The 25,603-nt window shown below is 43.9% G+C and carries 22 protein-coding genes; 15 read left to right on the top strand and 7 right to left on the bottom strand.

The genetic code is table 11. The annotated features are described in order from the left end of the window. Positions 1 to 18: 18 nt before the first annotated feature. Complete coding sequence (locus MHN81_RS25265) at positions 19 to 1,785, bottom strand: DUF885 domain-containing protein (RefSeq protein WP_023400224.1); 1,767 nt, start codon at positions 1,783 to 1,785, stop codon at positions 19 to 21. A gap of 310 nt (positions 1,786 to 2,095) precedes the next feature. Here MHN81_RS25265 and MHN81_RS25260 point away from each other — a divergent pair, with 310 nt between their 5' ends. The 12 genes from MHN81_RS25260 (at position 2,096) to MHN81_RS25205 (ending at position 14,664) form a co-directional block, all read left to right on the top strand. Then, positions 2,096 to 3,103, top strand: coding sequence for a GGDEF domain-containing protein (locus MHN81_RS25260; protein WP_023400225.1), 1,008 nt, complete (start codon positions 2,096 to 2,098; stop codon positions 3,101 to 3,103). Between the two features lie 107 nt (positions 3,104 to 3,210). Continuing rightward, complete coding sequence (gene ubiE / locus MHN81_RS25255) at positions 3,211 to 3,966, top strand: bifunctional demethylmenaquinone methyltransferase/2-methoxy-6-polyprenyl-1,4-benzoquinol methylase UbiE (RefSeq protein ID WP_023400226.1); 756 nt, start codon at positions 3,211 to 3,213, stop codon at positions 3,964 to 3,966. A 20-nt stretch (positions 3,967 to 3,986) separates the two neighbouring features. Further along, positions 3,987 to 4,586 carry an SCP2 sterol-binding domain-containing protein gene (locus MHN81_RS25250; RefSeq protein WP_023400227.1) on the top strand — a complete coding sequence of 200 codons (600 nt, stop codon included), beginning with the start codon at positions 3,987 to 3,989 and terminating at the stop codon, positions 4,584 to 4,586. Between the two features lie 16 nt (positions 4,587 to 4,602). Beyond that, positions 4,603 to 6,216 carry a ubiquinone biosynthesis regulatory protein kinase UbiB gene (ubiB, locus tag MHN81_RS25245; RefSeq protein ID WP_023400228.1) on the top strand — a complete coding sequence of 538 codons (1,614 nt, stop codon included), beginning with the start codon at positions 4,603 to 4,605 and terminating at the stop codon, positions 6,214 to 6,216. Between the two features lie 63 nt (positions 6,217 to 6,279). Continuing rightward, positions 6,280 to 6,516 (top strand): Sec-independent protein translocase subunit TatA, encoded by a 237-nt coding sequence (gene tatA / locus MHN81_RS25240; RefSeq protein ID WP_023400229.1) that lies wholly within the window; start codon positions 6,280 to 6,282, stop codon positions 6,514 to 6,516. Positions 6,517 to 6,521: 5 nt separating this feature from the next. Further along, the gene (gene tatB, locus MHN81_RS25235) at positions 6,522 to 6,839 is read left to right on the top strand and encodes a Sec-independent protein translocase protein TatB (protein ID WP_023400230.1); all 318 of its coding nucleotides are present in this window, start codon (positions 6,522 to 6,524) and stop codon (positions 6,837 to 6,839) included. A gap of 26 nt (positions 6,840 to 6,865) precedes the next feature. Beyond that, positions 6,866 to 7,612, top strand: coding sequence for a twin-arginine translocase subunit TatC (tatC, locus tag MHN81_RS25230; protein WP_023400231.1), 747 nt, complete (start codon positions 6,866 to 6,868; stop codon positions 7,610 to 7,612). After that, a complete protein-coding gene (locus MHN81_RS25225) occupies positions 7,605 to 8,105 on the top strand; it encodes a hypothetical protein (protein WP_239427074.1) in 501 nt (166 codons plus the stop codon). The genes tatC and MHN81_RS25225 overlap by 8 nt, the downstream gene beginning before the upstream one ends. Beyond that, on the top strand, positions 8,106 to 8,897 hold the full coding sequence (locus MHN81_RS25220; protein WP_036976667.1) for a TatD family hydrolase: 792 nt from the start codon (positions 8,106 to 8,108) through the stop codon (positions 8,895 to 8,897). After that, on the top strand, positions 8,894 to 10,780 hold the full coding sequence (locus MHN81_RS25215) for a diguanylate cyclase (RefSeq protein WP_239427073.1): 1,887 nt from the start codon (positions 8,894 to 8,896) through the stop codon (positions 10,778 to 10,780). Before MHN81_RS25220 ends, MHN81_RS25215 begins: the two co-directional genes overlap by 4 nt. Position 10,781: 1 nt before the next feature. Beyond that, the gene (gene hemB, locus MHN81_RS25210; RefSeq protein ID WP_239427072.1) at positions 10,782 to 11,789 is read left to right on the top strand and encodes a porphobilinogen synthase; all 1,008 of its coding nucleotides are present in this window, start codon (positions 10,782 to 10,784) and stop codon (positions 11,787 to 11,789) included. A gap of 145 nt (positions 11,790 to 11,934) precedes the next feature. After that, a complete protein-coding gene (locus MHN81_RS25205) occupies positions 11,935 to 14,664 on the top strand; it encodes an ExeM/NucH family extracellular endonuclease (RefSeq protein ID WP_239427071.1) in 2,730 nt (909 codons plus the stop codon). A gap of 35 nt (positions 14,665 to 14,699) precedes the next feature. Here the strand turns inward: MHN81_RS25205 and MHN81_RS25200 are convergent, their stop codons facing one another. The 4 genes from MHN81_RS25200 to MHN81_RS25185 all read right to left on the bottom strand — a co-directional run bounded on the left by MHN81_RS25200 (position 14,700) and on the right by MHN81_RS25185 (position 19,988). Further along, positions 14,700 to 15,125, bottom strand: coding sequence for a hypothetical protein (locus MHN81_RS25200; RefSeq protein ID WP_239427070.1), 426 nt, complete (start codon positions 15,123 to 15,125; stop codon positions 14,700 to 14,702). A 403-nt stretch (positions 15,126 to 15,528) separates the two neighbouring features. Further along, positions 15,529 to 17,616 carry an elongation factor G gene (gene fusA / locus MHN81_RS25195; protein ID WP_023400238.1) on the bottom strand — a complete coding sequence of 696 codons (2,088 nt, stop codon included), beginning with the start codon at positions 17,614 to 17,616 and terminating at the stop codon, positions 15,529 to 15,531. A 163-nt stretch (positions 17,617 to 17,779) separates the two neighbouring features. After that, complete coding sequence (locus MHN81_RS25190) at positions 17,780 to 18,568, bottom strand: TIGR00266 family protein (RefSeq protein WP_023400239.1); 789 nt, start codon at positions 18,566 to 18,568, stop codon at positions 17,780 to 17,782. Positions 18,569 to 18,686: 118 nt separating this feature from the next. Next, complete coding sequence (locus MHN81_RS25185) at positions 18,687 to 19,988, bottom strand: GntP family permease (protein ID WP_023400240.1); 1,302 nt, start codon at positions 19,986 to 19,988, stop codon at positions 18,687 to 18,689. Positions 19,989 to 21,495: 1,507 nt separating this feature from the next. Here MHN81_RS25185 and MHN81_RS25180 point away from each other — a divergent pair. Further along, positions 21,496 to 22,905: a sensor domain-containing diguanylate cyclase gene (locus tag MHN81_RS25180; RefSeq protein WP_239427069.1), complete on the top strand. Its 1,410-nt coding sequence runs from the start codon at positions 21,496 to 21,498 to the stop codon at positions 22,903 to 22,905. On the opposite strand, the gene ylqF is transcribed toward MHN81_RS25180, so the two are convergent. Continuing rightward, on the bottom strand, positions 22,906 to 23,850 hold the full coding sequence (gene ylqF / locus MHN81_RS25175; RefSeq protein ID WP_046354279.1) for a ribosome biogenesis GTPase YlqF: 945 nt from the start codon (positions 23,848 to 23,850) through the stop codon (positions 22,906 to 22,908). 103 nt (positions 23,851 to 23,953) lie between these two features. Here ylqF and MHN81_RS25170 point away from each other — a divergent pair, with 103 nt between their 5' ends. Further along, complete coding sequence (locus MHN81_RS25170; RefSeq protein WP_023400243.1) at positions 23,954 to 24,490, top strand: YaeQ family protein; 537 nt, start codon at positions 23,954 to 23,956, stop codon at positions 24,488 to 24,490. An 8-nt stretch (positions 24,491 to 24,498) separates the two neighbouring features. Continuing rightward, a complete protein-coding gene (locus MHN81_RS25165) occupies positions 24,499 to 25,104 on the top strand; it encodes an alpha/beta hydrolase (RefSeq protein WP_023400244.1) in 606 nt (201 codons plus the stop codon). Between the two features lies 1 nt (position 25,105). On the opposite strand, the gene MHN81_RS25160 is transcribed toward MHN81_RS25165, so the two are convergent. Next, positions 25,106 to 25,315 (bottom strand): hypothetical protein, encoded by a 210-nt coding sequence (locus tag MHN81_RS25160; RefSeq protein ID WP_023400245.1) that lies wholly within the window; start codon positions 25,313 to 25,315, stop codon positions 25,106 to 25,108. Positions 25,316 to 25,603 lie beyond the last annotated feature (288 nt).

Here is a 25,603-nt window from a genome sequence, read left to right as displayed (position 1 = left end):
GCGGCCTTTTCACTGTGATTATTTTTGCATTTGCGCCTGTTCAATATACTTAGCAATTTGTGCTTCAAGAACAAACAGCGGTACTGAGCCATTTTTCAAGATTTGATGATGGAACTCGCGGATTTCAAACCGCTCACCTAGTGCTTGCTCAGCCTCAGCTCTGAGACGTCTAATTGTCAGTTCTCCCACCTTGTATGACAGGGCTTGCCCAGGCCAAGAAATATAGCGGTCCGTTTCTGTTTTTACGTTATGTAACGACAATGCCGTGTTATCTTGCATGAACTGCATCGCTTGCTCACGACTCCAGCCAAACATATGTATTCCCGTATCTACAACCAAACGGGCTGCACGCCACATTTCATAGGTTAGCCGACCAAAATCACTGTAGGGATCTTGATAAAACCCGGCTTCAATACCTAGATATTCTGAATAAAGTCCCCACCCCTCACCAAATGCCGAAATATATTCACTTCGATATTCGGGTAATTGAGTTAACTCGTCATTCATGGAAATTTGTAAATGGTGCCCTGGCACGCCTTCATGAAGGGTCAACGCTTCTAATACATACAAAGGCCTTTTATCCAGTGCATAAGTATTTACCCAGTAATAACCCGCATCCGTTTCCGTTGATGGGCTGAGATAGCGACCCGTGGTGTACTTAGGTGCTAAGCTGTCTGGCACTGGCGCAACCCCATATGGCACGCGCGGCAAAGTGGATGTATAGAAGAACTTTGGTAACTGCGCATCCATCTTTTTCGCGATAAATGAAGCTTCTTTTAACAATTCTTCCGGAGTCTTGGCATAAAATTGTGGATCTGTTCGCAAAAATTCGACAAATTCCGCAAAAGTGCCGTCAAAACCGACCTTTTTGATGATTTTATCCATTTCAGTACGAATGCGCTTCACTTCTTGCAGTCCCAGCTCATGGATCTGCTTGGGTGTCATAGAAGTTGTGGTGAAATGCTTAGCGCGATTTATATAAAATGCCTTGCCATTTGGAGAGGTAGACCAAGCAATATCATCCTTCGCAGCAGGTCGATACTCATTGACGAAAAAGTCATAGTAGGACTGATAAGCTGGATTTGCATATTGGAGAATGGCCGTTTTTGCTTGCTGCTGCAGCTGCTTAAATTCGGCATCAGGCAAACCCGCTTGGTTAACTTTAAATGGCGCATAAAATGGTGAACGCTCAACATCCTCCACTGCTATATAAGCGGTTATAGAAGACTCAAACCCTTTCAACACCACTTTAGGTTGGGTTAAACCTATTTTCATGCCCTCTCGCATCCATGCCATTTGCTGAGAAAAGTACCTTGGTAATTGTTTGATGCGTTCAATCAACAGCTGATAACCAAGGGCTGTGGTAAAGTCATGCTCTCTGATCTTAAACATCAGCGAGGTGTGAAATCCAGATTCAGACAACAGCGGTACATAGTGATGTTTATAGTGATACAAATCGACTTTATTTTGTACCTGTGCCCGTAAAATCGCAAAATTGATCTGATTTTCAGCACTAAGCTGAGATTCATCAATTGCATCGAACTGTGCTAACAAAGCCAACCTGCGCTGATTTTTGTTGGCCAAGCCTTGTGCTGACATATCTTCCAACAAAAATTCCGCGTCCAGCGATGTAATGGCAGAGCTATCTATCTCAGCACGAAACGCCATTACCTGCTCGGACAATGCCACAAAAGTTTGATCTGGATTAGTTGATGTCGTCTGACACGCTGACAGACTTAATGCCAGTGCAATAGCACTGAGTGGTTTAACAATGGCGTTTAACACAGGGGTTCCTTAACGTTCGCTGGGATAGCGCACCATAACGAAGGCTCCTATCTGGATGCAAGTATATTCGACCAAAGATCAGCAAGTGCGCTCTCCAAAACCTCTCTACAGGGAGGATAGTATAAAGTTGTTGATAAAATCACCTAAAGAACATAAACGGGTAACTTTTTACCGTTTAAGAGGCAAATTTTACTTTCAAAAAGTCGCATTTACGATTAATGTAGCGGGGCTTCAGATAGGATGAAATCATGACTTGTGCCGAAGGACATTAAGGCTTTAAAAATAACTTTAATGTGTGGTGTATAAGTAGATGACGTTCCATGATCCAATGGCGATAGCCCAAGAAAAGATGACCAAAGTATGTCATTTTTTGGAGCTACACTCTCTACCGCCAACACCACTCAATTATCAAGTGGCCTATACCTTTATCAGTCGTAGCAACGAACCTCTCACCTCTCGTTTGGAGCGGGATCTGCGCAACAGCACTACTATCGATACGGTATATATAGAGCAGCTGTATTTCGAATTTATATACACTGAGCACCAAGAAGAACTCGCAGTACTGAAAGAAGTTGATAATGTCATTGATGAGCTATCTACATCCTCGGCGCGCGCTCAGCACAGTATTTCGCAATTTACACAAAATATTCGCAAATACACCAGCGAGTTAGATACTCAAGATATCGCCAAAAGTAAAAAAGTACTCGGTGAGTTTGCCAATCAAACTGAGCGTTTTCTCGAACAGCAACAGCGTTTTAAAAACGGCTTACAAAAAGCCAGAGCATCGCAAAACCAGCAGTACATTGCGCTCAATCGAATTCGAAAACAACGTTTGATCGACCCACATACAGGCTTGTATAAACGACACTATCTTAATCAAAAGACACAGCTTTGGTTAGATCAAGATAAAACCCTGTGCGCTATCTCTATTCAAGTAGATAACCTCAGCGATTTCACTGCTAGGTTTGGGGATATGATCGGTGAAACGGTATTGCAACGCGTCGCGAACAAAATCAAAAAATATGTGTTAGAAAGTGGCGTACCTGGGCGTACAGGTAAGCAAGAGTTCACCATTTTGCTTGCAGATATTGAACCCGAAACAGCCAAAGTCATTGCCGCTAAAATCCGCAAAGGTGTTGAAAAGCTAAAATTTATCAGCAATAAAGGCAATGTACAATTTCCAGAAGTTCAACTGGCGATAGGGATTGCAAAAAGACAAACTGAACGCGATTTTAATGAATTGGCAGGCCAAGCGTCGTACGCAGCTCAAAAGGCACATGCTTTGGGCCGTGACTGCTACATTTCAGGCGCCATCTAACCACCCTTTGCCTATAAAAATTTTGCGATTAGCTGCCACTATAAATTGCACCTAAGTGTCGCTATCAAGTACACTATACCCATCTAAACTGTGTCACCAAGGCCAACATGAAAGAAGAAAATCGCGATACCACACACTTTGGTTATAAAACTGTAGAGTCCAATCAAAAAGAGTCGCTGGTTGCAGATGTTTTTCACTCTGTCGCAGCTAAATACGACATCATGAATGACTTTTTATCGTTTGGAATACACCGTCTATGGAAACGTCAAACCATTGCTTGCTCTGGTGTACGCAAAGGTCATCGAGTGTTAGACCTTGCCGGTGGTACAGGTGATTTAACTGCCAAGTTTAGCCAATTAGTTGGCGATACAGGCCAAGTGATCCTGGGCGATATCAATGACTCAATGTTGAAAGTTGGCCGTGACAAACTGCGTGATCTAGGTTTAGTAAACAACATTGAATATGTGCAAATGAATGCTCAGGCGTTGCCTTTTCCAGATAACAGTCTTGACGTCATCACCATCGCATTCGGACTACGCAACGTAACAGATAAAGACGAAGCCCTGCGCTCGATGTATCGAGTACTAAAACCGGGTGGACGCCTGTTGGTTTTAGAGTTTTCAAAAACCGAAAGCGAAGCACTGTCAAAGCTGTATGATTTCTATTCATTCAACATACTGCCAAACGTTGGTAAGCTGGTCGCCAATGACAGCGAGTCTTACCGCTATTTGGCGGAATCAATCCGTATGCACCCGGACCAAGAAACCTTAAAAAGTATGATGGAAGATGCAGGTTTTGAACAAACCAGCTATCAAAACTTCACTGGCGGCATCGTTGCGCTGCATAGAGGGTTCAAATACTAAAGTTTAGTAAGGATAAGTTTATGTGGGTTTCTGTATTGACGGCTGTTGCCGAACAAGCTGTTAATCGTCTTTTAACGCTTGAACCAAATCTTGCCAGCGATCTGCAAAGTTCAGCGCATAAAGTACTCGCGTTGACGCTAACAGACTTAAACTTATCCTGTGCACTGCACTACAACGGCAAACATTGTTTTGTCTATGGTAATTACCACGACAGTGCAGACTGTCATATTACCACCTCTGTTGATTCTCTGGGTGAATTAAAGGACCCCAGCCAACTGACACGTTTGATCCGCTCCGGTAAGCTGGACTTAGAAGGCGACCTTCACCTTGCACAGTCCTACAGTAAAGCGTTTGCCAATCTAAACATCGATTGGGCAGAACACCTGTCTCGTTATCTTGGCGATGCCGGCGCCGAGCATTTGGTGAGTAGCGTCAAACAGTGCGCTAACAGCGCACAGCAACATTCAAAATCTTGGCAACAGGTGGTAACTCAGCTGTGTCAGGATGAATTGAATGTGACCGTCCACCCTTTGGAATTACAACAATTTAAAGCTCAAACCAGAGCGCTTTCATCGCAACTGGCTGCGCTTGAACAACGCATTAATGCACTAACTGACTGACTTTAAGGAGCTGGAATTGTCCATCGCTCGCCTATATCAAATTGGTAAAACATTTCTAAACTACGGCCTAGATGAACTGCTACCTCAGCAACTACAACCTTGGTATGCAAAGCTCCTTAGAAAAAGCGTATTTTGGCTGCCAAACAAGCACCAAGATAAGTCAGCAGGTGCGCGATTACGTCTAGCACTTCAAACTTTAGGACCAGTCTGGGTCAAGTTTGGCCAGATGCTGTCAACACGACGTGATCTGTTACCTCATGACATGGCCCAAGAGTTAGCGCAGTTGCAAGATAACGTAGAGCCTTTTGATGGTGGTGAAGCGCAAAAACTCATCGAGCAGGCGTTGGATCTAACCCATATCAGCAACTTGTTCGAACATTTCGAACAGCAACCACTGGCATCTGCATCCATTGCGCAAGTACACACAGCGCAGTTACAAACCGAACATGGTCTAAAGGATGTCGTGGTCAAAGTGATCCGCCCGGACATTGAGAAACAGATATTGGCCGACCTCTCATTAATGGAGCAATTTGCCAAAATTCTAGCTTGGCTGGTCAGTGAAGGACGCAGGCTTCGCCCTGTTGAAGTTGTCCGTGAATACCGTAAAACACTGTTGGACGAACTTGATTTAATGCGCGAAGGGGCTAATGCCATTCAACTTAGGCGCAACTTTGAAGGCTCGGAAGCACTTTACATTCCAGAAGTGTATAGTGAGTTTTCACGCCAAAACGTTTTAGTGATGGAGCGCATCTATGGAATTCCAGTATCTGATACCGATACTCTAGAAGCGCAAGGTACTGACATGAAGCTGCTCGCTGAACGCGGTGTAGAAGTCTTTTTTACCCAAGTTTTCCGCGATAGCTTTTTCCACGCCGATATGCACCCTGGCAATATTTTTGTCTCGTATGAACACCCGGACAACCCACAATATATTGGTATTGACTGCGGTATCGTCGGCACCTTAAATCGTGAAGATAAGCGCTACTTAGCTGAAAACTTCATTGCCTTTTTCAACCGTGACTACCGTCAGGTTGCCCAGCTGCATGTCGACTCAGGTTGGGTTCCCGCTGATACCTGCGTAGAAGAATTTGAGTTTGCCATTCGCACTGTGTGCGAGCCAATATTTAATAAACCACTTGCCGAAATTTCGTTTGGCCATGTGCTAGTTAATCTATTCAATACTGCAAGACGCTTTAATATGGAGGTTCAACCTCAATTAGTGCTACTGCAAAAAACGCTGTTATATGTTGAGGGGCTTGGCCGTCAGCTATACCCGCAACTAGATCTGTGGAAAACGGCCAAACCGTTTTTAGAGCATTGGGTTAAAGAGCAAGTTGGGCCAATGGCAGTCGCGAAAAAGTTGTACCAAAACTTGCCGTTTTGGGCTGAAAAAATGCCCGAGCTGCCAGATTTGATCTATCAAAACCTCAAGCGCCAACACCATCGCCCTCAAGTAGCTTCACCAAGCTTCAATAAACAAACAATGCAGAGCATTTTACTCGGCATGGCGGCGTCGACCTTTGCAATTATTGCCGGGCTCTGTTTTATCGCCGAACTTAACGGCGCAAGCCTTGGTAGTGCAGTGCTGGCAAGCTTGCTATTTATTTGCGCTTGGCGTAAAACAGGGTGATATTTTATACGCTAGGCGTATAATCAATTCAGTAAATACAAATAACACATAAATGGAGTCGTTATGGGATTAGGTGGAATCAGTATATGGCAATTGTTGATTGTCCTTGCAATCATTGTCTTGCTTTTTGGCACGAAAAAATTACGCGGTATGGGTGGGGATCTCGGTAACGCAGTAAAAGGCTTTAAAAAGGCAATGTCTGATGAAGACAATAAAGAAGCGGATAAACCCAAAGACGCGATTCAAAGCCAAGCACAAACTAAATCTGCTAGCACCGAAACAGATAAAGAAAAGGTATAATTTACATGGGCATGTGGGAGCTCGTCGTCATTTTGATTGTCGGTTTAGTGGTGCTGGGGCCGGAACGCTTACCCGTGGCCATTCGAACAGTCAGTCGCTGGATACGTACCGTAAAATCAGTCGCTAACTCAGTAAAAGCTGAGGTAAATGAAGAACTCAGAGTTCATGAACTTCATGCCAATTTGAAAAAAGCTGAGCAACAAAACATGAATGACTTAGCGCCGGAGTTACAGGAGTCCGTTGACGAACTCAAAAAGGCGGCAGAGTCTGTGCGCCACAGTTATCAAAGTGACTCCACAACACAAACATCGAAAAAAGACTAGCCCCGTCAGAAGTAACAGGAATCACCATGTCAGAATCGGAGAACAGTGGTTTTATAGGTCACCTCATTGAACTGAGAGACCGAATTATCAAAGCCCTGCTTAGCGTATTGGTTATCTTTTTATCTTTGGTTTATTTTGCCAATGATATCTATGCTTTTGTTGCCAACCCTCTGGTATTAAGCCTGCCAGAGAACGCCACAATGATAGCAACTGACGTGACAGCGCCGTTTTTTGCCCCTTTCAAACTCACTTTGTTTGTCTCTTTGTTTTTGGCGATACCCTTTATTTTGCATCAAGTCTGGGGCTTTTTAGCACCGGGGTTGTACCAGCATGAAAAGCGCATGTTAATGCCGATACTGCTCTCCAGTATTGTGCTTTTTTATGCGGGAATTGCATTCTGTTACTTCGTTGTTATGCCAATTATTTTAGGCTTTTTTACCGCCGTTGGCCCAACAATGATGACACTGTCCCCAGATATTAGTAGCTATCTCGCTTTTATTCTGAAACTCTTTTTTGCTTTTGGCATTGCATTTGAAATTCCGGTCGCCATCATGTTGCTATGTTGGAGCGGTGTAACAACAACCCAAAGCTTAAGAGATAAACGCCCTTATATTGTCGTCGGCGTATTTGTCGTGGCCATGTTTTTGACACCGCCAGATGTACTGTCACAAACCTTACTTGCCGTGCCAATGCTATTATTATTTGAAATGGGCATTATACTCGCTGGTGTATACAGCAAAAAATCTCAGCAACAGGAAATGAATAATGAATAATTGGTTTGCCTTAATGACCTTGTGTGCGTCTATTGCAGCGCATGCCCATGAGACGATTGATGCAAACCTAACAGCTTGCCAAAGTATTCAGCAAGATCAACAGCGACTGCAATGCTATGATCAATTTATGAATCAATATCAGAGCAAACAAGTTGTAAAAAATAACCAGGCGAACACCGCGTTACCACACCAACACAACGCAGTCGAACAAACGAATTCTACCCAGCCAGAGCGCTTTGGTTTAGAAAATAAAATCACACAGCAAAAAGACTACGTAGACAACATCACTGCAAAAGTTACCCAAGTGAACAAATCAGCACATGGAGTACGCACATTTGAATTGTCAAACCAACAAGTTTGGAAACAAATCGGCAGCGATGCGTTTTTTGCGAAACAAGGTGACTCTGTCACCATCAAACGAGGCTCGTTTAGCTCCTTTCTAATGAGTAAATCGGGTTCTAGCCGGACAATTCGCGTAAAAAGAATAAAATAAATGCACACAATGATCGACGCAGGGGTCAATTTAACCAGTGCGCAATTTGATAAAGATCGCGCCGACGTCATTCAAAGAGCCAAAGACGCAAAAATCAATAACATGCTCTTAATTGGCTGTGATTTGATCACTAGCCACGAAAGTCTCGACTTGGCAAAAACTCACCAATTTGTGAGTACGGCGGGGATCCATCCACACGATGCGAAAGACGCGCCGGAAGATTATATTGCACAAATAACCCAGCTTGCACGTGCACCGCAGGTAGTAGCCATTGGCGAATGTGGCCTCGACTTTAATCGTGACTTTTCACCACGTGACCAACAAGAAAAGATCTGTCGAGCCCAATTGGCGCTTGCACAGCAATTGAACATGCCGGCATACCTTCATGAGCGCGATGCCTATGAGCGCATGCGCGCTTTGCTCTTGGAGCATCGCATCAAAGGGGTGCTGCACTGTTTTACAGGAGATCGCCAAGCACTGAAGTTTTATCTCGATTATGGCTTGATGATCGGTGTGACGGGATGGGTATGCGACGAAAGACGAGGCCAGCAATTACGCGAATTGATTCAATATATTCCCAGTGATAGGCTGTTAATTGAAACTGATGCCCCGTATTTATTACCACGTACGCTGTCGCCTAAACCCAAATCTAGACGCAATGAGCCAGCTTATTTACACGCTGTTGCCGAGCAAATCGCCTTACTAAAAAACACCGATGTCGATACCATTGCAGCCCATAGCCGTGATAACTTCAATGCGCTGTTTATGGCGCAAAAACAGAGTACTGTATGATGAAGGTATGGTTGCTGCTAGTTCTTCTTTTGAACGTTTATCAGGCGTTTGCCAGCATCGAGTTTAACCCTGAGGCACAAGCAAACACCTACAAGCTCCATGCTCAATTTATGCATGAAGCCTCAATGCCTTTCAGCTACACAGTAACCACGATTGACAATATTCAAGACTTACTCAACAGCCGCCCTAAATGGCAATATCATGATTCTGGGGCGCTTAACTTAGGCGAAGTTGAACAACAAGTATGGCTCAAAGTAGTTCTTCGAAATGATAGCCTTATAGAATTACCACTGCTGCTCAGCGTGAATAATAATCTACTGGACAATATCACGGCTTATATCATGCAGCCGAACCATGCCATATTGACGCTAGACCTGGGTGACAGCAGGCCCTTGATGCAACGTCCAATTAAGCACGAAGCACAATTGATCCCCCTTGAGCTCCTCGGCAAGCGCCAGACAACGCTCTACCTCAAAGTCAAACACCATGGCGCCCTCAATATCCCACTCAGTTTGTGGCACCCGGTGGAATACTTAAAGTATAAAAGTAAGTTTAATCTTATTTATGGTATTTTAGCTGGTTTCTTGCTGGCAATGATCGCGACAAACTTTACCATGTACAGCTTTACACGCCGTAAGTACTTCCTTCACGGTACTTTATTGCTGTCTAGTGTATGGCTGTTGCTAGTGCATTTGTATGGCTTTGGCTATAGGTACCTGTATGCAGACTGGCAATGGATGCAACAATACGGACAAAGCATTCTAGTTCTGCTGTCAACGTTAGCGATTATTCCAATTTTACGCAGCAGAATATTGCCGATTAGCACAGCTCCCAATGTAGATAGCTGGTTAAAATACCTGCTTGCGGGTGGCCTTGTTATCACTTTGTTGTGCACATTTTTACCCATCACCATGGCACTTAAAGTGGCTTATGCCTTTGCCATCACCTCAGTAGTATACTTTTTTGTGATCACCATCAAGTCGCCGTTACAAAAACTCAGTCAAAGAATACCTGCGGTAACTGTCTACCTAAGTTTGATGATATCTTTATGCTATCAATTTGGTTTTGAGCTCGGACTCCTTTCGGGCGCTTTGCTTGAACGTCCAGTAACCTATGTGTGTTCGCTATTTGTGTGTATCTATATTAGTTATGCACTGGCCAAACAGTACATTTTCGAACGTGAAAGCCATATCAAACAACAAGAGCAGAAATTGGCTAAAACACGTGCAGAAGATGCGCTTCTTAAAGAAAAACTGATGATCCATGAACAGGCACAACAAGACCTAGAAAGCAGTATTGATGAGCGCACATTTGAGCTGCAAGTCACACTGCGCGAATTGGAAGAAAAAAATCGAGAACTTGAACGGCTCAATATGGAAGATCCATTAACTAAAGTGAAAAACCGCCGTTATTTCGATAAACGCCTAATGATGGAAGTCAGGCGCTCTCGCCGAGAACAAACCACCTTAAGTGTGATTATGCTCGATATTGATCACTTTAAGCGAGTCAACGATGTATACGGTCACTTAGCTGGGGATCAAACCATTTGTGCTTTTGCCAATACCATTCAACAACATTTGAAACGACCTCATGATGAAGTCTTTCGTTATGGCGGTGAAGAGTTTGTGATTTTATTACCTAATACTGATGCAACTGGCGCACAGGAGCTTGCTGAAAAAATTCGTCAGGCAACGGCAACTTGCACGGTCAATATCGCTGATCAAAGCATTCAGTTCACAGCCAGCGCTGGTCTTTACAGCGCCATCGCACAAGACACACAAAACCCGACCCTATTCACTGATTTCGCTGACAAAGCACTTTATGAAGCTAAACAACAAGGGCGCAATCAGGTTTGTATTTATCAACATAAGCAGGAGACTTAATGTGGCTCAATCAGGACTAGATCTATTTCCTTACACACGTATGCGACGTATGCGTCGTGACGGCTTCTCTCGCCGTTTAATGTGTGAAAACACTTTAACCGTTGCCGATCTAATTTATCCTGTCTTCGTCTTAGAAGGGAAAAACCGCCGTGAAGCCATTCCCTCAATGCCGGGGATCGAGCGTTTGTCCATCGATTTACTCGTAGAAGAAGCAAAACAACTTCACACATTAGGCGTGCCAGCTATCGCTATCTTTCCAGTTACACCAGCGGATAAAAAATCTCTCATGGCGGAAGAGGCATATAACCCGGAAGGCCTCGCACAGCGCACTATTCAAGCACTCAAGGCTGCCTGTCCTGAACTAGGTGTGATCACAGATGTAGCACTAGATCCATTCACAGTTCATGGCCAAGACGGCATCATAGATGACAGTGGGTATGTAATAAATGATGTCACGACTGAAATTTTAATTAAGCAAGCGCTTTCTCATGCAGAAGCTGGAGCGGATGTCGTGGCACCGTCAGACATGATGGATGGTCGTATCGGAGCCATCCGCGACGCCCTAGAAGAAGCTGGTCATATTCATACACGTATCATGGCCTACTCAGCTAAGTATGCGTCAAGTTACTACGGCCCATTCAGAGATGCGGTTGGTTCAGCAGGAAATTTGAAAGGCGCTGACAAAAAAACCTATCAAATGGATCCTGCAAACTCGGATGAAGCACTGCGTGAAGTTGCGCTAGATCTGCAAGAAGGTGCTGACATGGTGATGGTAAAACCAGGTATGCCCTATCTCGACGTAGTCAGAAGAGTGAAAGACGAATTTGGTGTACCAACATTTGCCTATCAAGTCAGTGGTGAGTATGCAATGCATAAGGCGGCCATTGACAATGGTTGGCTCGCAGAAAAACCTGTCGTCATGGAATCTCTTTTAGCATTTAAGCGCGCTGGTGCTGATGGTATTTTGACCTACTTTGCCAAACAAGTCGCGATCTGGCTCAATGAATAATTAAAAATTAAAGAATATTTTATAAAGGAGCAATAAATTGCTCCTTTTTTTTATCTTGATTATTAACATTTATTCATTAATGTGTAACATACTCCCCGTAAGCTGTCGGCCCCTTTTGGGCCTAAATACACTACACGGGACAACTATGATAAAAACAAAACTAACACCACTGGCGATGCTAATCGCTGCAACAACCGCATCTGCGCAAGCTCAAGTCATTATTTCAGAGTATATTGAGGGTAGCTCGAATAATAAGGCGATAGAGCTATACAACACATCTGATGAAACGATTTCTCTGTCAGACTACACCTTGAGTTACTACTCTAACGGCAATACCAGTGCATCTAACAATATCTCTTTGAGTGGTTCAATCGCAGCCAAAGGTACTTTTGTCATTGCCAATAGCAATGCCGTGGCGCTAATCAAAGATAAAGCCGATTTAGATGTCGGCGGTAGCTGGTTTAATGGTGATGATGCGGTCGTACTGCATAAAGGAGATGCCATTGTTGACAGTTTCGGTCAATTGGGCACAGATCCAGGCTCCAACTGGGAGGGCGGCGGTGTAATTACAAAAGATAAAACACTGCGTCGTAAATCTGAAATCACGACCGGCCGAAATACCGCTGACGCTGCTTTTGACCCGAGTGAACAATGGTTACAATTCGACAAAGACGACTTTTCTGGGTTAGGAGTGCACGGCCAGAGCAGTACAGAGGACGGTGGTGAAGAACCAATCGAGCCGCCAGCAGAGCCTTTAGTGTGCGGCGATCCGATCACCACAATTAACGCGATTCAGGGTAGCGGTGAAATTAGCCCGATTAAAGATCAAGTCGTTACCTTAGAGGGCGTTGTAACTGCTGATTTGCAAGCAGACAACCAGCTTAAGGGGTTCTTTGTACAATCTCTATCTGCTCATATGGATACCGACCCAAGCACGTCTGAAGGTCTATTTATTTACGATGCAAATTCAGACGTAAACGTTGGTGATACCGTACGTGTTAAAGGCACAGTTCAGGAGTTCTACAATTCAACACAACTGGGCAATATAGAGCAAGTTGAAATCTGTGGTAGTGCTGAATTCAAAGCAACCCAACTGACACTACCGGTCAGTGATCTCAGTGATTTTGAAGCAATTGAAGGCATGTTAGTTACCATCAACCAGCCGCTTTATGTTACAGATAATTATGGCCTTTCTCGCTACGGCGAACTAGGCCTTGCGTCTGAAAGACTGTATCAAAGCACCCAAGTTGCTGAGCCAGGTGAAGCCGCCAATGCAGTAGAAGCCGCCAACAAATTAAAAGCAATCACGCTTGATGACGGCTCCACAACGCAAAACCCAGAAACAGTTCCTTACCCTAGCACAGGCTTTGATGCATATAACACACTGCGTTTAGGTGACAGTACGAACAGCGTAACCGGTGTCGTAGCATACAGCTTTAGCAAATATCGTATTCACCCAACTACAGCACCCGAGTTCGTCAATACCAATCCGCGCACTGATGCGCCTGAGCTAAGTGAAGAAGGCGATCTACGTATTGCAAGTTTCAATGTCTTAAATTACTTCAATGGTGATGGCCAAGGTGGTGGCTTCCCAACACCGCGTGGCGCAGACAACGAGGCAGAGCTACAGCGCCAACAAGCTAAACTGGTATCGGCAATCACAGCATTAGATGCTGACGTACTCGGTTTAATGGAAGTAGAAAATGACGGCTTTGGCGAACTCAGCGCAATTGCATCTTTGGTCAATGCACTCAATGCAGCAGACACCAGCAAACAATATGCATTTGTGAATTTCAATACAGACCAGATTGGGACAGATGCCATCACTTCAGCCATTATTTATCGTGCAGATAAAGTGGCAGAAGCAGGCGTTGCAAGCTTTACCACAGCAGAGCCGTTCGACTATGGGAACCGTCCACCAATTGCCCAAAGTTTCCGCGCTATCAGCACAGGTGAAGAGTTTACTTTTGCGGTAGGTCACCTTCGCTCCAAAGGAAGCTGTAGTAAGGCTGAGGGGCTAGATAAAGACCAAAATGATGGTCAAGGTTGCTGGAACGCGACACGCACACAAGCTGCAGCTCTTTTTACTGAGTGGTTAAACAGCAAGCCGACAGGCAACCAAGATGCAGATATCCTACTCGTTGGTGATATGAATGCCTATGCGAAAGAAGACCCAATCTCTGAGTTTGCTAACCAAGGCTTGCACAATGTGATCCACCATATTGATGGCAATACACACAGCTACTCATATAGCTACGGCGCTCGTATCGGGAGCTTAGACCATGCTCTGGCAAGTCAATCTCTACTAGATAAAGTGACTGATGCAACAGATTGGCATATCAGTGCGGATGAGCCTATCGCGCTCGATTACAATACGGAATTCAAATCAGAGCATCATGTTGCCGCCTTATATGCTGAGCACATGTATCGTGCATCAGATCACGATCCAGTGATTGTTGAGTTTAAAACTCAAGCACCAATACCACCAGTGAACCCGGTTCCAGAGATCACGACAGGCCAAAGCTTTTCAGTCAAAGAAGACACGCCAATCAACTCTGTGATCGGCATACTTGACTTTATTGATAGAGATGCAGAAGAGACACCCGTTGAGAAATTCATTGTTTCCGGCAGCACTGCGGTGCGAATTAATGCCAATGGACAGATCGTTACCACAGGTGAACTCGATTATGAATTTGATAATCGTCTAAATTTACTTGTTCATGCACAGGACTCTGCAGGGAACCTTTCTGAACAAGTTGAAGTTATTATTCATATTGAAAATGTCGATGACACCGATGAAGAGCAAAGTGGTAGCTTTGGCTGGTTAAGCCTACTCGCGCTTCCTTTCGCTTTCAGACGTCGCACACATAAATAGCATGCAATAAAAAAGCGCCTTACGGCGCTTTTTTATTAAGCTTTAACTTCTGAGAGCGACGCACCGACAAGTGCACAACCAAACTGCTTCGCAGCTCTTTGCACCTCATCTTGATCCGCCACCCAATATGGAAAATAAGTTTGCTTATTTGACTTTAACTGCACCGTGAGTATGTATGAACCAGCTATTTTAGTGACTTTTAACGCTTTAATATCATCGGAATGCAAATAACATGTTTTAGAAAAAATCCGATAACTAAAACCTGCTTTATCAATGTGAACGTATTTTTTTCCAAAGATAACACTAACCACTGACAGCATAGTTGCAATACTACCGACACCACCGATCAGTTTTGCCATCATTGCGAGCTCAAACTTCAAAAACATTACGTACAGTAGAACAAACACCAGCAACTGTAATGAATACACGTACCAGTTGATTTGCAAGTTGATTGTTTTCATGAGTACCTCCAAATTTTACTCAATTCACTCACCGAAAGACTACAAGCCGCACATGATAAATACGCCATGTCCCTAAATCAAGTTCGCTTGATAGTTTTTTTCAACAATACGGTGTTAATTTAAACAGCAGAATTATGCTTGATATGTTTGAACAGAAAAATAAGTCTACTTAACCTATTGATAAATAGTTTTACTTAATAATAAAGATGTATCTCTTAAATTGGATTGAATCCAAAAGGATTGGAATTATCCCTTGACAATTATTTACATTTTACAAATAAATAAATTCATTAAATGAGATTTGAAAGTACCAAATGAACCAATTTACTAAGTAGGTTGATAAAGAGGTGATATAAAAAAACCGCCCTAAGGCGGTTTTTATAAAAAGAAAGTAATGGGCTAATTACTTAGCAGCTTTCTTTTCTTTCTCTGCAGCGATTACCGCGTCAGCAACGTTTTGCGGACATGGTGCATAGTGAGAGAATTCCATTGAGAACTGACCACGACCAGACGTGATAGTACGTAGGTGACCAATGTATCCGAACATTTCAGATAGAGGTACTTCACCCTTGATACGAACGCCCATTGCGCCAGCTTCTTGGTCTTTGATCATACCACGACGACGGTTAAGGTCACCGATTACGTCACCTACGTTGTCATCTGGCGTGAACACGTCAACTTTCATGATTGGCTCAAGAAGTTGTGCACCCGCTTTAGGGATAGACTGACGGAAAGCGCCTTTAGCAGCGATTTCGAAAGCGATTGCTGATGAGTCAACTGCGTGGAAACCACCGTCGAATAGCTCAACTTCAACGTCTAGTACAGGGAAGCCTGCTAGAACACCTTCTTCCATCATTGACGCGAAGCCTTTCTCAACTGCAGGCCAGAATTCTTTAGGTACGTTACCACCAACAACTGAAGATGAGAACGTGAAACCAGAACCAACTTCACCTGGCTTGATGCGGTAGTCGATCTTACCGAACTGACCAGAACCACCAGACTGCTTCTTGTGCGTGTAGCTGTCTTCAACTTCTTGCGTGATAGTTTCACGGTAAGCAACCTGAGGCTGACCAACAACTAGCTCAACGCCGTAAGTACGCTTAAGGATGTCTACCTTGATGTCTAGGTGAAGTTCACCCATACCTTTAAGGATAGTTTCACCTGAATCTTCATCAGTCTCAACCTGGAATGACGGATCTTCTGCAACCATCTTACCGATAGCGATACCCATCTTCTCGTTACCACCTTTATCTTTAGGTGCAACAGCGATAGAGATTACCGGATCAGGGAAGATCATCGCTTCTAGAGTACATTCGTGCTTAGGATCACATAGCGTGTGACCAGTTTGAACGTTCTTCATACCTACAACTGCGATGATGTCACCAGCTTGTGCTTCAGTAAGTTCGTTACGCTCGTCTGCTTGCATCTCAACCATACGGCCGATACGCTCAGTTTTACCAGTTGCAGAGTTAAGGATCGTGTCACCTTTCTTCATGCGACCAGCGTAGATACGGATGAACGTAAGTGCACCGAAACGGTCGTCCATGATTTTGAACGCAAGCGCTTTAAGTGGCTCTTCTGCGTCAACTGTCGCAACGTCACCAGTAGGCTCACCAGTTTCAGGATCAGTTAGAGGCTGAGGATCAACTTCTGTTGGAGAAGGTAGGTAATCAACAACTGCGTCTAGTACTAGCTGCATACCTTTGTTTTTGAATGCAGAACCACAGAAAGTTGGGAAGAAAGCAAGGTCACGTGTACCTTTACGGATACAAGCTTTGATTTGCTCTAGTGAAGGAGTTTCACCTTCCATGTATGCTTCCATTAGGTCGTCGTCTTGCTCAACAGCAGACTCAACTAGCATCTCATGGTACTCTTCAACTTTCTCAACCATGTCAGCTGGAACGTCAGTGATTTCGTAGTTTTCTGGAAGGCCAGTCTCGTCCCAGATGTATGCTTTTTTAGTAAGTACGTCAACAACACCTGTGAACTGATCTTCGATACCAATAGGAAGAGTCATAACTAGTGGGTTTGCGCCAAGTACTTTCTCTACTTGACCAACTACGCGGTAGAAGTCAGCACCCATACGGTCTAGTTTGTTTACGAAGATACAACGTGCAACTTCTGATTCGTTCGCATAACGCCAGTTAGTTTCTGACTGAGGCTCAACACCACCAGAACCACAGAATACACCGATACCGCCGTCAAGAACTTTAAGTGAACGGTATACTTCAACTGTGAAGTCAACGTGTCCAGGAGTATCGATAACGTTTAAACGGTGGCCTTTCCACTCACAAGTAACAGCTGCTGACTGGATAGTAATACCACGCTCTGCTTCCTGTTCCATGAAGTCAGTAGTTGACTCACCATCGTGTACTTCACCAGTTTTGTGAATCTTACCAGTAAGCTTAAGAATACGCTCAGTGGTAGTAGTTTTACCCGCATCAACGTGCGCGAAAATACCAATGTTTCTGTATTTCGATAAATCTGCCATTGTTTTACTCTATTTAAAGTAGAAAAATTATTCGGCGGGAGTATATCACCTCTTTAGGCGAACATCATCCTTGAAGTCGATTAAAATGCAGCCAATTTGCAATTAAAACGCATTCGCTGCGATATTGCATTGTTGAACTGCATTAAATAAGCCGTGTTTGAGCTTAATCACCGTCAATAATATCGCCAACACTGCCTAACACAGAGCCTTCACCCTGCCTGCTGCCGCCATGTTTTGGCGCATGTTCAAGTACACGATCCGCCAACCTCGAGAATGGTAAACTTTGGATCCAAACAGTGCCATGACCACGCAAAGTTGCCAAAAAGAGGCCTTCTCCTCCAAAGAACATACTTTTTAGACCTTTGACACGCTCGATATCAAACTCTATGCCTTCACTAAAACCAACCACACAGCCTGTGTCCACTCTGAGGGTTTCTCCGTTGAGCTGCTTTTCTACAACGGTGCCACCGGCGTGGGCAAATGCCATTCCGTCCCCTTGTAAGTGCTCCAAAATAAACCCTTCACCACCAAAAAAACCGGCGCCGAGTTTGCGCTGAAATGCAATATCAACTTTGGTCCCCAGTGCCGCACATAAAAATGAATCTTTTTGCAAGTAAACTGACTGACCTAACGTCGCCATATCTAACGCCAAGATAGAGCCTGGAAAAGGCGCTGCGAAAGCCACGCGTTTTTTGCCACTGCCTTCATTGGTGAAATGCGTCATAAATAGCGACTCACCACTTATTAAACGCTTGCCTGCACTAAATAACTTACCCATAAACCCTTGGTCGACATCCGAGCCATCACCCATTTTAGCCTCAAAGCTAATGCCATCTTGCATATAGTTCATGGCGCCGGCTTCCGCTATCACCGTTTCATTTGGATCGAGCTCCACTTCAACCATTTGCATAGATTCGCCAATGATTTCGTAATCAATTTCATGACAATGCATATTTTTCTCCTTTTATGTGCTCTGTTTGCTGATATGACTCAGCCCTTGTGTTTGTCAAAGTTAGTACAACGCAATGAATTTTGCATGACAACCGTTAAGCTAACGTACAACCTTGCGATTAAAACCAAATGAACAATCCAAGTATCAAGGCCACGCCCAATAAAGGAACACATACTGTTAAAACAGCTAATGGCCAATAGGCGTCCTGATGCTTTTCGCCGCAAATCGCGCGGACTGTTGTCACAACGTAGCCATTGTGCGGTAAGGTATCCAAAGCCCCGGAACTAATTGCCACCACCCGGTGCAATTGATTTTCGTCTACACCCAGATCCAGATAGTGTGGCGCGACCAGCGGTAATGCAATTGCTTGCCCACCAGATGCTGAACCGGTCAGTGCGGCAATTACACTGATCGCAATGGCGGCGCCAAGCAGCTCATTGCCAGGAATAGAAGTCATCAAAGCAACGGCTTCTTGAAATGCTGGGGTGCCCTTGGCCACTGCGCCAAAACCCACCACAGCAGCGGTATTGCCAATCGCCACTAGCGCCCCCGTGGTCCCCAAATTAATGGCTTTAGAGATGTCTTTAAAATATCTAAAATTCACTGCCAAGATCGTCAAAACACCGCCAAGTAATGCCACAATCAACGCACTTTGCTGTAATTTCTCATGCAGAAAAAATGACAAAGCCAGTACCACAAACAGCGGTAAAAGACCGGTGATTGGATGAGGAAGGTGACGGCTGTCTTCGATGGGGTCATCGTGCCTTGCGACAAATTGCTCACCATTTGCCACTGCTTTTTTAATCATTTTAACGAGTAAAAAGTAACCCAAAACTGCCATAAAAACTGCGACAACCAAGCTCTCCTGCCAGGCCGCATAAGGGGAGGTCCCTAAATACTTAATCGGGATCCAATTTTGTATTTCGGGCGACCCCGCGGAGGTCATGGTAAAAGTGACCGAACCAAATGCCAGTACAGCAGGAATAAACCGCCGGGGTAAGTTTGCATCTTTAAATAAGCTCAGTGCCATTGGATACACGGAGAAGGCCACAATAAATACGCTAACACCACCATAGGTAAGCAGTGCACAGGCCAGCACTATCGCAAAAACGGCATGTTTCATACCTATTTTGTCAGTGATGTAACGCGCTATGGCGTCTGCTGCCCCTGTGTCCTCCATAAATTTACCGAACAGTGACCCCAGTAAAAACATAAAAAACCAAGCTTGAATAAAACCGCCAAATCCCGCCATATATAAGGAAACAAAATTGCCCCCCTCTGCACCATTAAACAGCGCAATATTACTGCTAAGCGCCACCAGCACAGCACACAAAGGCGCCGTAATAAACAGGTTCATTCCCCGTAATGTCAGCCAGATCAGCGCACCTAATGCAAAGATCAACCCCAAAGTACTGACCATGAAACCACCTCTTTTGTTATTTTTATGTAACTTTTATACCTCGTTCTATAGATAAAATACAGCATAGTTAGGTTGCTAAACTCTATGGCGCTGTATTGAAAAATGTACTCTGAGTCACACAGTCTGGATTGAGATATTCGTTTTTGAGCCGCTCTATTCAGAAAAGCCCGCTAATATTCGTACGCAAAAAGCAAGATAGTATGTAAGTAGTCCAAATTACGTATATCACCTCCTTGTAAAAAGAGCGATTGCGTAGCTCCACTTTTCAACACATATCCATGCACATTATACCTATGGGCAATATGCCATCTGACACATGCGTTGATAACACAAAAAATAAATGAGAATTATTTGCAAATAAGTATTGACACCAAGTCAAATGTTATTGATAATCAATCTCAACAAAGTAAGTGACGGTTTATTTTGTTGAAGTACTCTAATTTTGTTTCTCGACCCTGAAACACGTTGAGCGAACGTAACACGCTAGGTAATAACGCGTTGCTTTACGCCCCTAAAGCAACCTGTAAAGACCGACTATTTTACTTGCTACATTGCTCATATCAGTGACGGTAGATATGAACACAAAAAGCCCGCTTGACCCGCGGGCTTTTCTATATTCAGAGCAAGATCAACACACCACTCTATTACCCAATACTATTGAGCATTACATAATCTCACCTGCTCGTATTTAAAGCACTGACCAAGGTTTTCAGCCCCCAAGATCTAAATGAGAATTATTTTCAAAATAATATTGACATAGATCAAAATACAATTGATAATCAATCTCAACAAAACGAGTAGACGGCTCATTTTGTTAAGTACGCTAAATTGTTTCAAGACCCTGAAACACGTGGTGCACACGTAAAATGCATAGGTTGTATGTGCTTTATCTTAACGCCCCTTAAGTAAAGCACACTCAACCCACTTACTATTTTACTTGCTACATTGCTCATATCGGTGACGGTAGATATGATCAAAAAAGGCCCGCGATTGCGGGCTTTTTTATTACTTGCCATTCTTATCAGTTGTTAACCACTCAATATAAATGCCACACTACAAGGCCTGCTTTACCGAAAGCCACATCACTTCCAACGACGCACAAAGTACACCCCAAATTCAGCCCCAAAAATACAAATGAGAATTATTTTCAAATATGTATTGACACTGATCCAAATCTAATTGATAATCAATCTCAACAAAGCGAACAACCTCTCACTTTGTTGACGTACTCAGATTTTGTTTCTCGACCCCGAAAAACACGTGTGGCGCACGTAAACAGCCACAGGTTGTCAGTGATGAGCATTAACGCCCCTTAACGTGAGTCACTAACAACCAACTTACTATTTTACTTGCTACATTGCTCATATCGGTGACGGTAGATATGAACCTAAAAGGCCCTTACAGGGCCTTTTTTATTGCACGCAAAAAACAGCTGTAATCTAGTGTAATGGAATGGTTTCACCCTGACTGCTACAGTCTCGACCTCTTTGTTCCAATATCTAGTGCAATGACTAACACACGATACCGATATAACTGCATATTGACGGTGCTTTTATTAGCCGGATTCATATTTACCAGCTGGTTTAGTTTACTCATTGCCAAACAATCACTGTTTCGCGGTATTGAAAATGACGCACTGCCATTGACCAGTCACCTGATCCACACCGATCTGCAAAAACAGTTGCAAGCTCCGATCATTATCTCCTCTCAAATGGCCAACAATACTTTTTTGCACACCTGGTTAGCAGAACCTGATAAAAAACCGGACGTTTTATTTCAGTATTTACGCCAAACACGCAGTGATTTTAATGCGGTGACCAGCTTTTTAGTTACCAGTGATGACAAAACCTACTACCGCTATGATGGTAAATACACCACACTTGATACACGAGATGAGTGGTACCAAGAAACCATGGACAACGCAGCACCTTACACCCTCAATGTTGACTTAGACCCAAGAGACGACCACCAGGCGACAATATTCGTGAACCACAAAATTATGGTCGACAAGAAAGTGAAAGGGATCACAGGTGTTGGCATCAAGCTTGACCATTTAAAGCGTTTAATCGATAAATATCAGCATACCTACGATAGAAAAATCTATTTTATCGATCACAAAGGCCGCCTATTGTTTTATAACGACACAACCTTTACCCACTACTCCCTCGCTGATAAGTTTGGTCACCACGGCGCTAAGTTGCTGGACAATAAAACCTATAAATTACGCCTAGAACAAGAAAACACGACGCTATTTATTAATTCTCGCTATTTGGAACATTTCGGCTGGTATCTCATTGTCGAACAATCACTGGATCAAGATAATTCCGTCTCAGAAAGCCTATATATCAACTTGCTGATGGGCATAGTCATAACCAGCGTCATTTTATTTAGTGCTCAACTCACTTTTAATCATTACCAAAAACGCCTTGAAAAAATGGCGACCTACGACAAGCTGACGAGTACTTACAACCGCCAAGCTTTTGAGCCAAAGCTGCAACTTGAATTGCAAAAAGCACGTAACCAGTTTTCACCCCTAGTGATGATGATGCTGGATATTGATCACTTTAAACAGGTCAATGACCGCCATGGACACCTTGTCGGAGACAAAGTACTGGAGCACGTTGCACATATCTGTAAAACAGTTGTAGGTGAACGAGGTACGGTATGTCGTTGGGGTGGAGAGGAGTTTGTTGTCTTATTACCAAAAACAGATTTAGCTCAAGGACGCGAAGTCGGCGATGCCATCCATCAGGAGCTCAAAGTGAGCCACTGTGAAGTCAAGGTCACCGCCAGTATCGGCATTGCACAATATCATATTGACGAATCAGAAGATGGTCTGCTCAAACGCGCTGATGCCGCTTTGTATCAGGCAAAAAGCACTGGACGAAATCGCTCAGTGCTGGCTGAAGCCGCTTAATTAGCGGCGGTTTTTTCTCGCGCGCGCGCGGCGCTGACGCTTCTCTTCTTCGCGAGCCGCTTTTTTAGCTTCAGCTGCGGCGCGGATCTCAGCGACCATCTGTTCTTCTTCTTCACGCATTTGCGGCGTTTCCATCGTCACATGGCCAAGCACCGCATCACGCAACTCATTGATGAGGATCTCTGACATTTTATGGGTGTCCACCTGATTACCACCGCGAATACAGCCGCGTTTACGCCCGGCCATTTCAATGAATGTCCAGTCGCAGTCTGGCAGCTCATCTATTTTATAGCGGCTCTTTAATAATTCAGGGTATGCCTTAAGTAGATACTCAGCGGTATAACTCGCCACTTCTTCATAGTTAATGGCGGTATCACGAATAGCACCCGTTGCGGCTAGGCGATAGCCCGAGTTTTCGTTTTCTACTTTTGGCCACAACATGCCCGGTGTGTCATACAGCATAATACCGTCTTCTAAGCGAATACGTTGCTGCGCCTTGGTTACCGCCGGCTCATTGCCTGTTTTTGCCACAATGCGGCCAGCTAATATATTGATAAGTGTTGATTTGCCAACATTAGGAATACCCATGATCATGGCTTTTAACTGCTTATCTTGACCCACCTTATGTGGCGCCAACTTTTTACACAGTGCATTAATGCGATGTACTTCAGCCGCTTTGTCATGACCAAATGATAAGGTTTTCACCCCATCCTCTTGCTCAAAATAAGCCATCCAAGCTTTAGTCATCTCGGGATCTGCTAAGTCCGCTTTGTTTAAGATTTTGATGACCGGCTTGTCACCGCGTAATTGCGCAACCATTGGGTTTTCACTGCTATACGGAATACGCGCATCAAGTACTTCAATAATGACATCCATTTGCGGCATGATCTCTTTGATCTCATTGCGCGCCTTATTCATATGTCCAGGAAACCATTGGATGGCCATAAAAATCTCTCCAAAACTAAAATCTGTGACTATTTTAACGTAAAACGCACCAGATAGATAAATCTTGATATACTGGGCCTTTAAAAACTCTCAGCATATTAACATGGCCCTAAAATCTACAATTCTAAAAGCACACCTAAATATCAGTGATATGGATAGGCATGTCTATACCGATAAGTCACTAACTTTGGCACAGCATCCCTCTGAAAATGAACAGCGATTGATGGTGCGTTTGCTTGCCTATATTTTGCAGTACACCGAAGAGTTGAGCTTTACCAAGGGGCTGTGTGTAGATGATGAGCCTGCGGCATGGCAGAAAAACCTGACCGATGATATTGAGCTGTGGATTGATGTTGGTTTACCTGATGAGAAGCGGCTTAAAAAAGCGGCTGTGCGTTCACAGCAAGTGGTGCTATACACTTATGGCGAGAATACCCAAGAGATTTGGTGGAAGAAAAATCAATCAGCTGCAAATCAATATAGTAATTTGACCGTATACAGCTTGCCTTATTCTGCGACTTCACAAATGACTGAGCTTTTCGCCCGCTCCATGGATTTGACAGCCACCATCCAAGATGGCGAAATATGGCTCAGCGACTCATCTCATAGTGTGCAAATAGTGCCACAACAACTTAAGTAAGGTTCAACATGAAAATAAAGCGGATCGTCGTCCTTCACGGGCTCTATATGTCAGGTTTTGTGATGCAGCCGCTTTGTACTCGGTTAGAAAAAACCGGATGTGAGATTCTAAATTTAAGTTACAACACGCTCGACCCGAACAGACAGGCAATCTTCAATCAAATAGATCAGTTTATCGGTGATAAACCCACTGCTTTTGTCTGCCATTCAATGGGGGGCTTGGTAGCCAGAGATTACTTAACCAATGCGTCCCAGCAAAGTCAGTACGTCAAAAAAGTCATCACGCTTGGCACGCCACATAAGGGCAGCGCCATTGCAAAACATATGCATGACAAAGGCCTTGATGGCTTGCTAAAAAATAGTGTCGAATATTTGTTGAGTGAAACCAATACCTGGCCATTTTCTGCACGCCTTTACAGCATTGCAGGCGATCTGCCGCTCGGCTTAATGCCATTGTTACAAAAAGGCAGTCGCTCAGATGGCACAGTTTTATTGGATGAAACCAAATTAAAAGGTATGGCCGAGCACAAAATCTTCCACCGCAGCCATACCACGTTAATCTACTCTCGCAGCGTGATGGACTATATTATTGAGGTCATCAGTCGCGATACTTAAACTATTTATCGGCTTTTTGTGCCACTTTATATGCAACTAGGGCAATGATACCTGTGATCAGTGGAACAGGTGCCGCCAAGTATCCAAAGCTGTCAGAGTTGGCATAACTTGCACCAGCCAAATGACCTACCAACCCGACCACAAAAGTCACCAGCGCAATGACAACCACGGTAAGCTCACCTTTATGTTGTGATTCTGTTTTACCTTTCATAGTGCTCTCCTTAAAAATAACGCCCTGAAAATGGCTCAAATAAAACAAAATGGGCGCTTTGCATAATCATTATGGCTTGAATAAAAGTATGATTTTTGACCTACATCAAGCAGTAAAATCACTCTAAATAGACACTAAGTTGAGTTTGTTGTGGATCAAAAAGTTGATGAATGATTGAACACATTGGCAAGGTTTAAGCAGGCTCAACCCGCTTTTTCGATGGCGATAATCGGTTTTAATCGTTAGTCTTTTACCTGTCATTCAGCCACACTGTAAAGCATACAAGGT

Origin of the sequence: Pseudoalteromonas sp. Of7M-16 (assembly GCF_022347805.1) — a bacterium.
Taxonomy (GTDB): domain Bacteria; phylum Pseudomonadota; class Gammaproteobacteria; order Enterobacterales; family Alteromonadaceae; genus Pseudoalteromonas; species Pseudoalteromonas luteoviolacea_F.
Note: the sequence above shows the minus strand (reverse complement) of the source record. Positions and strands in the feature narration are given on the sequence as shown.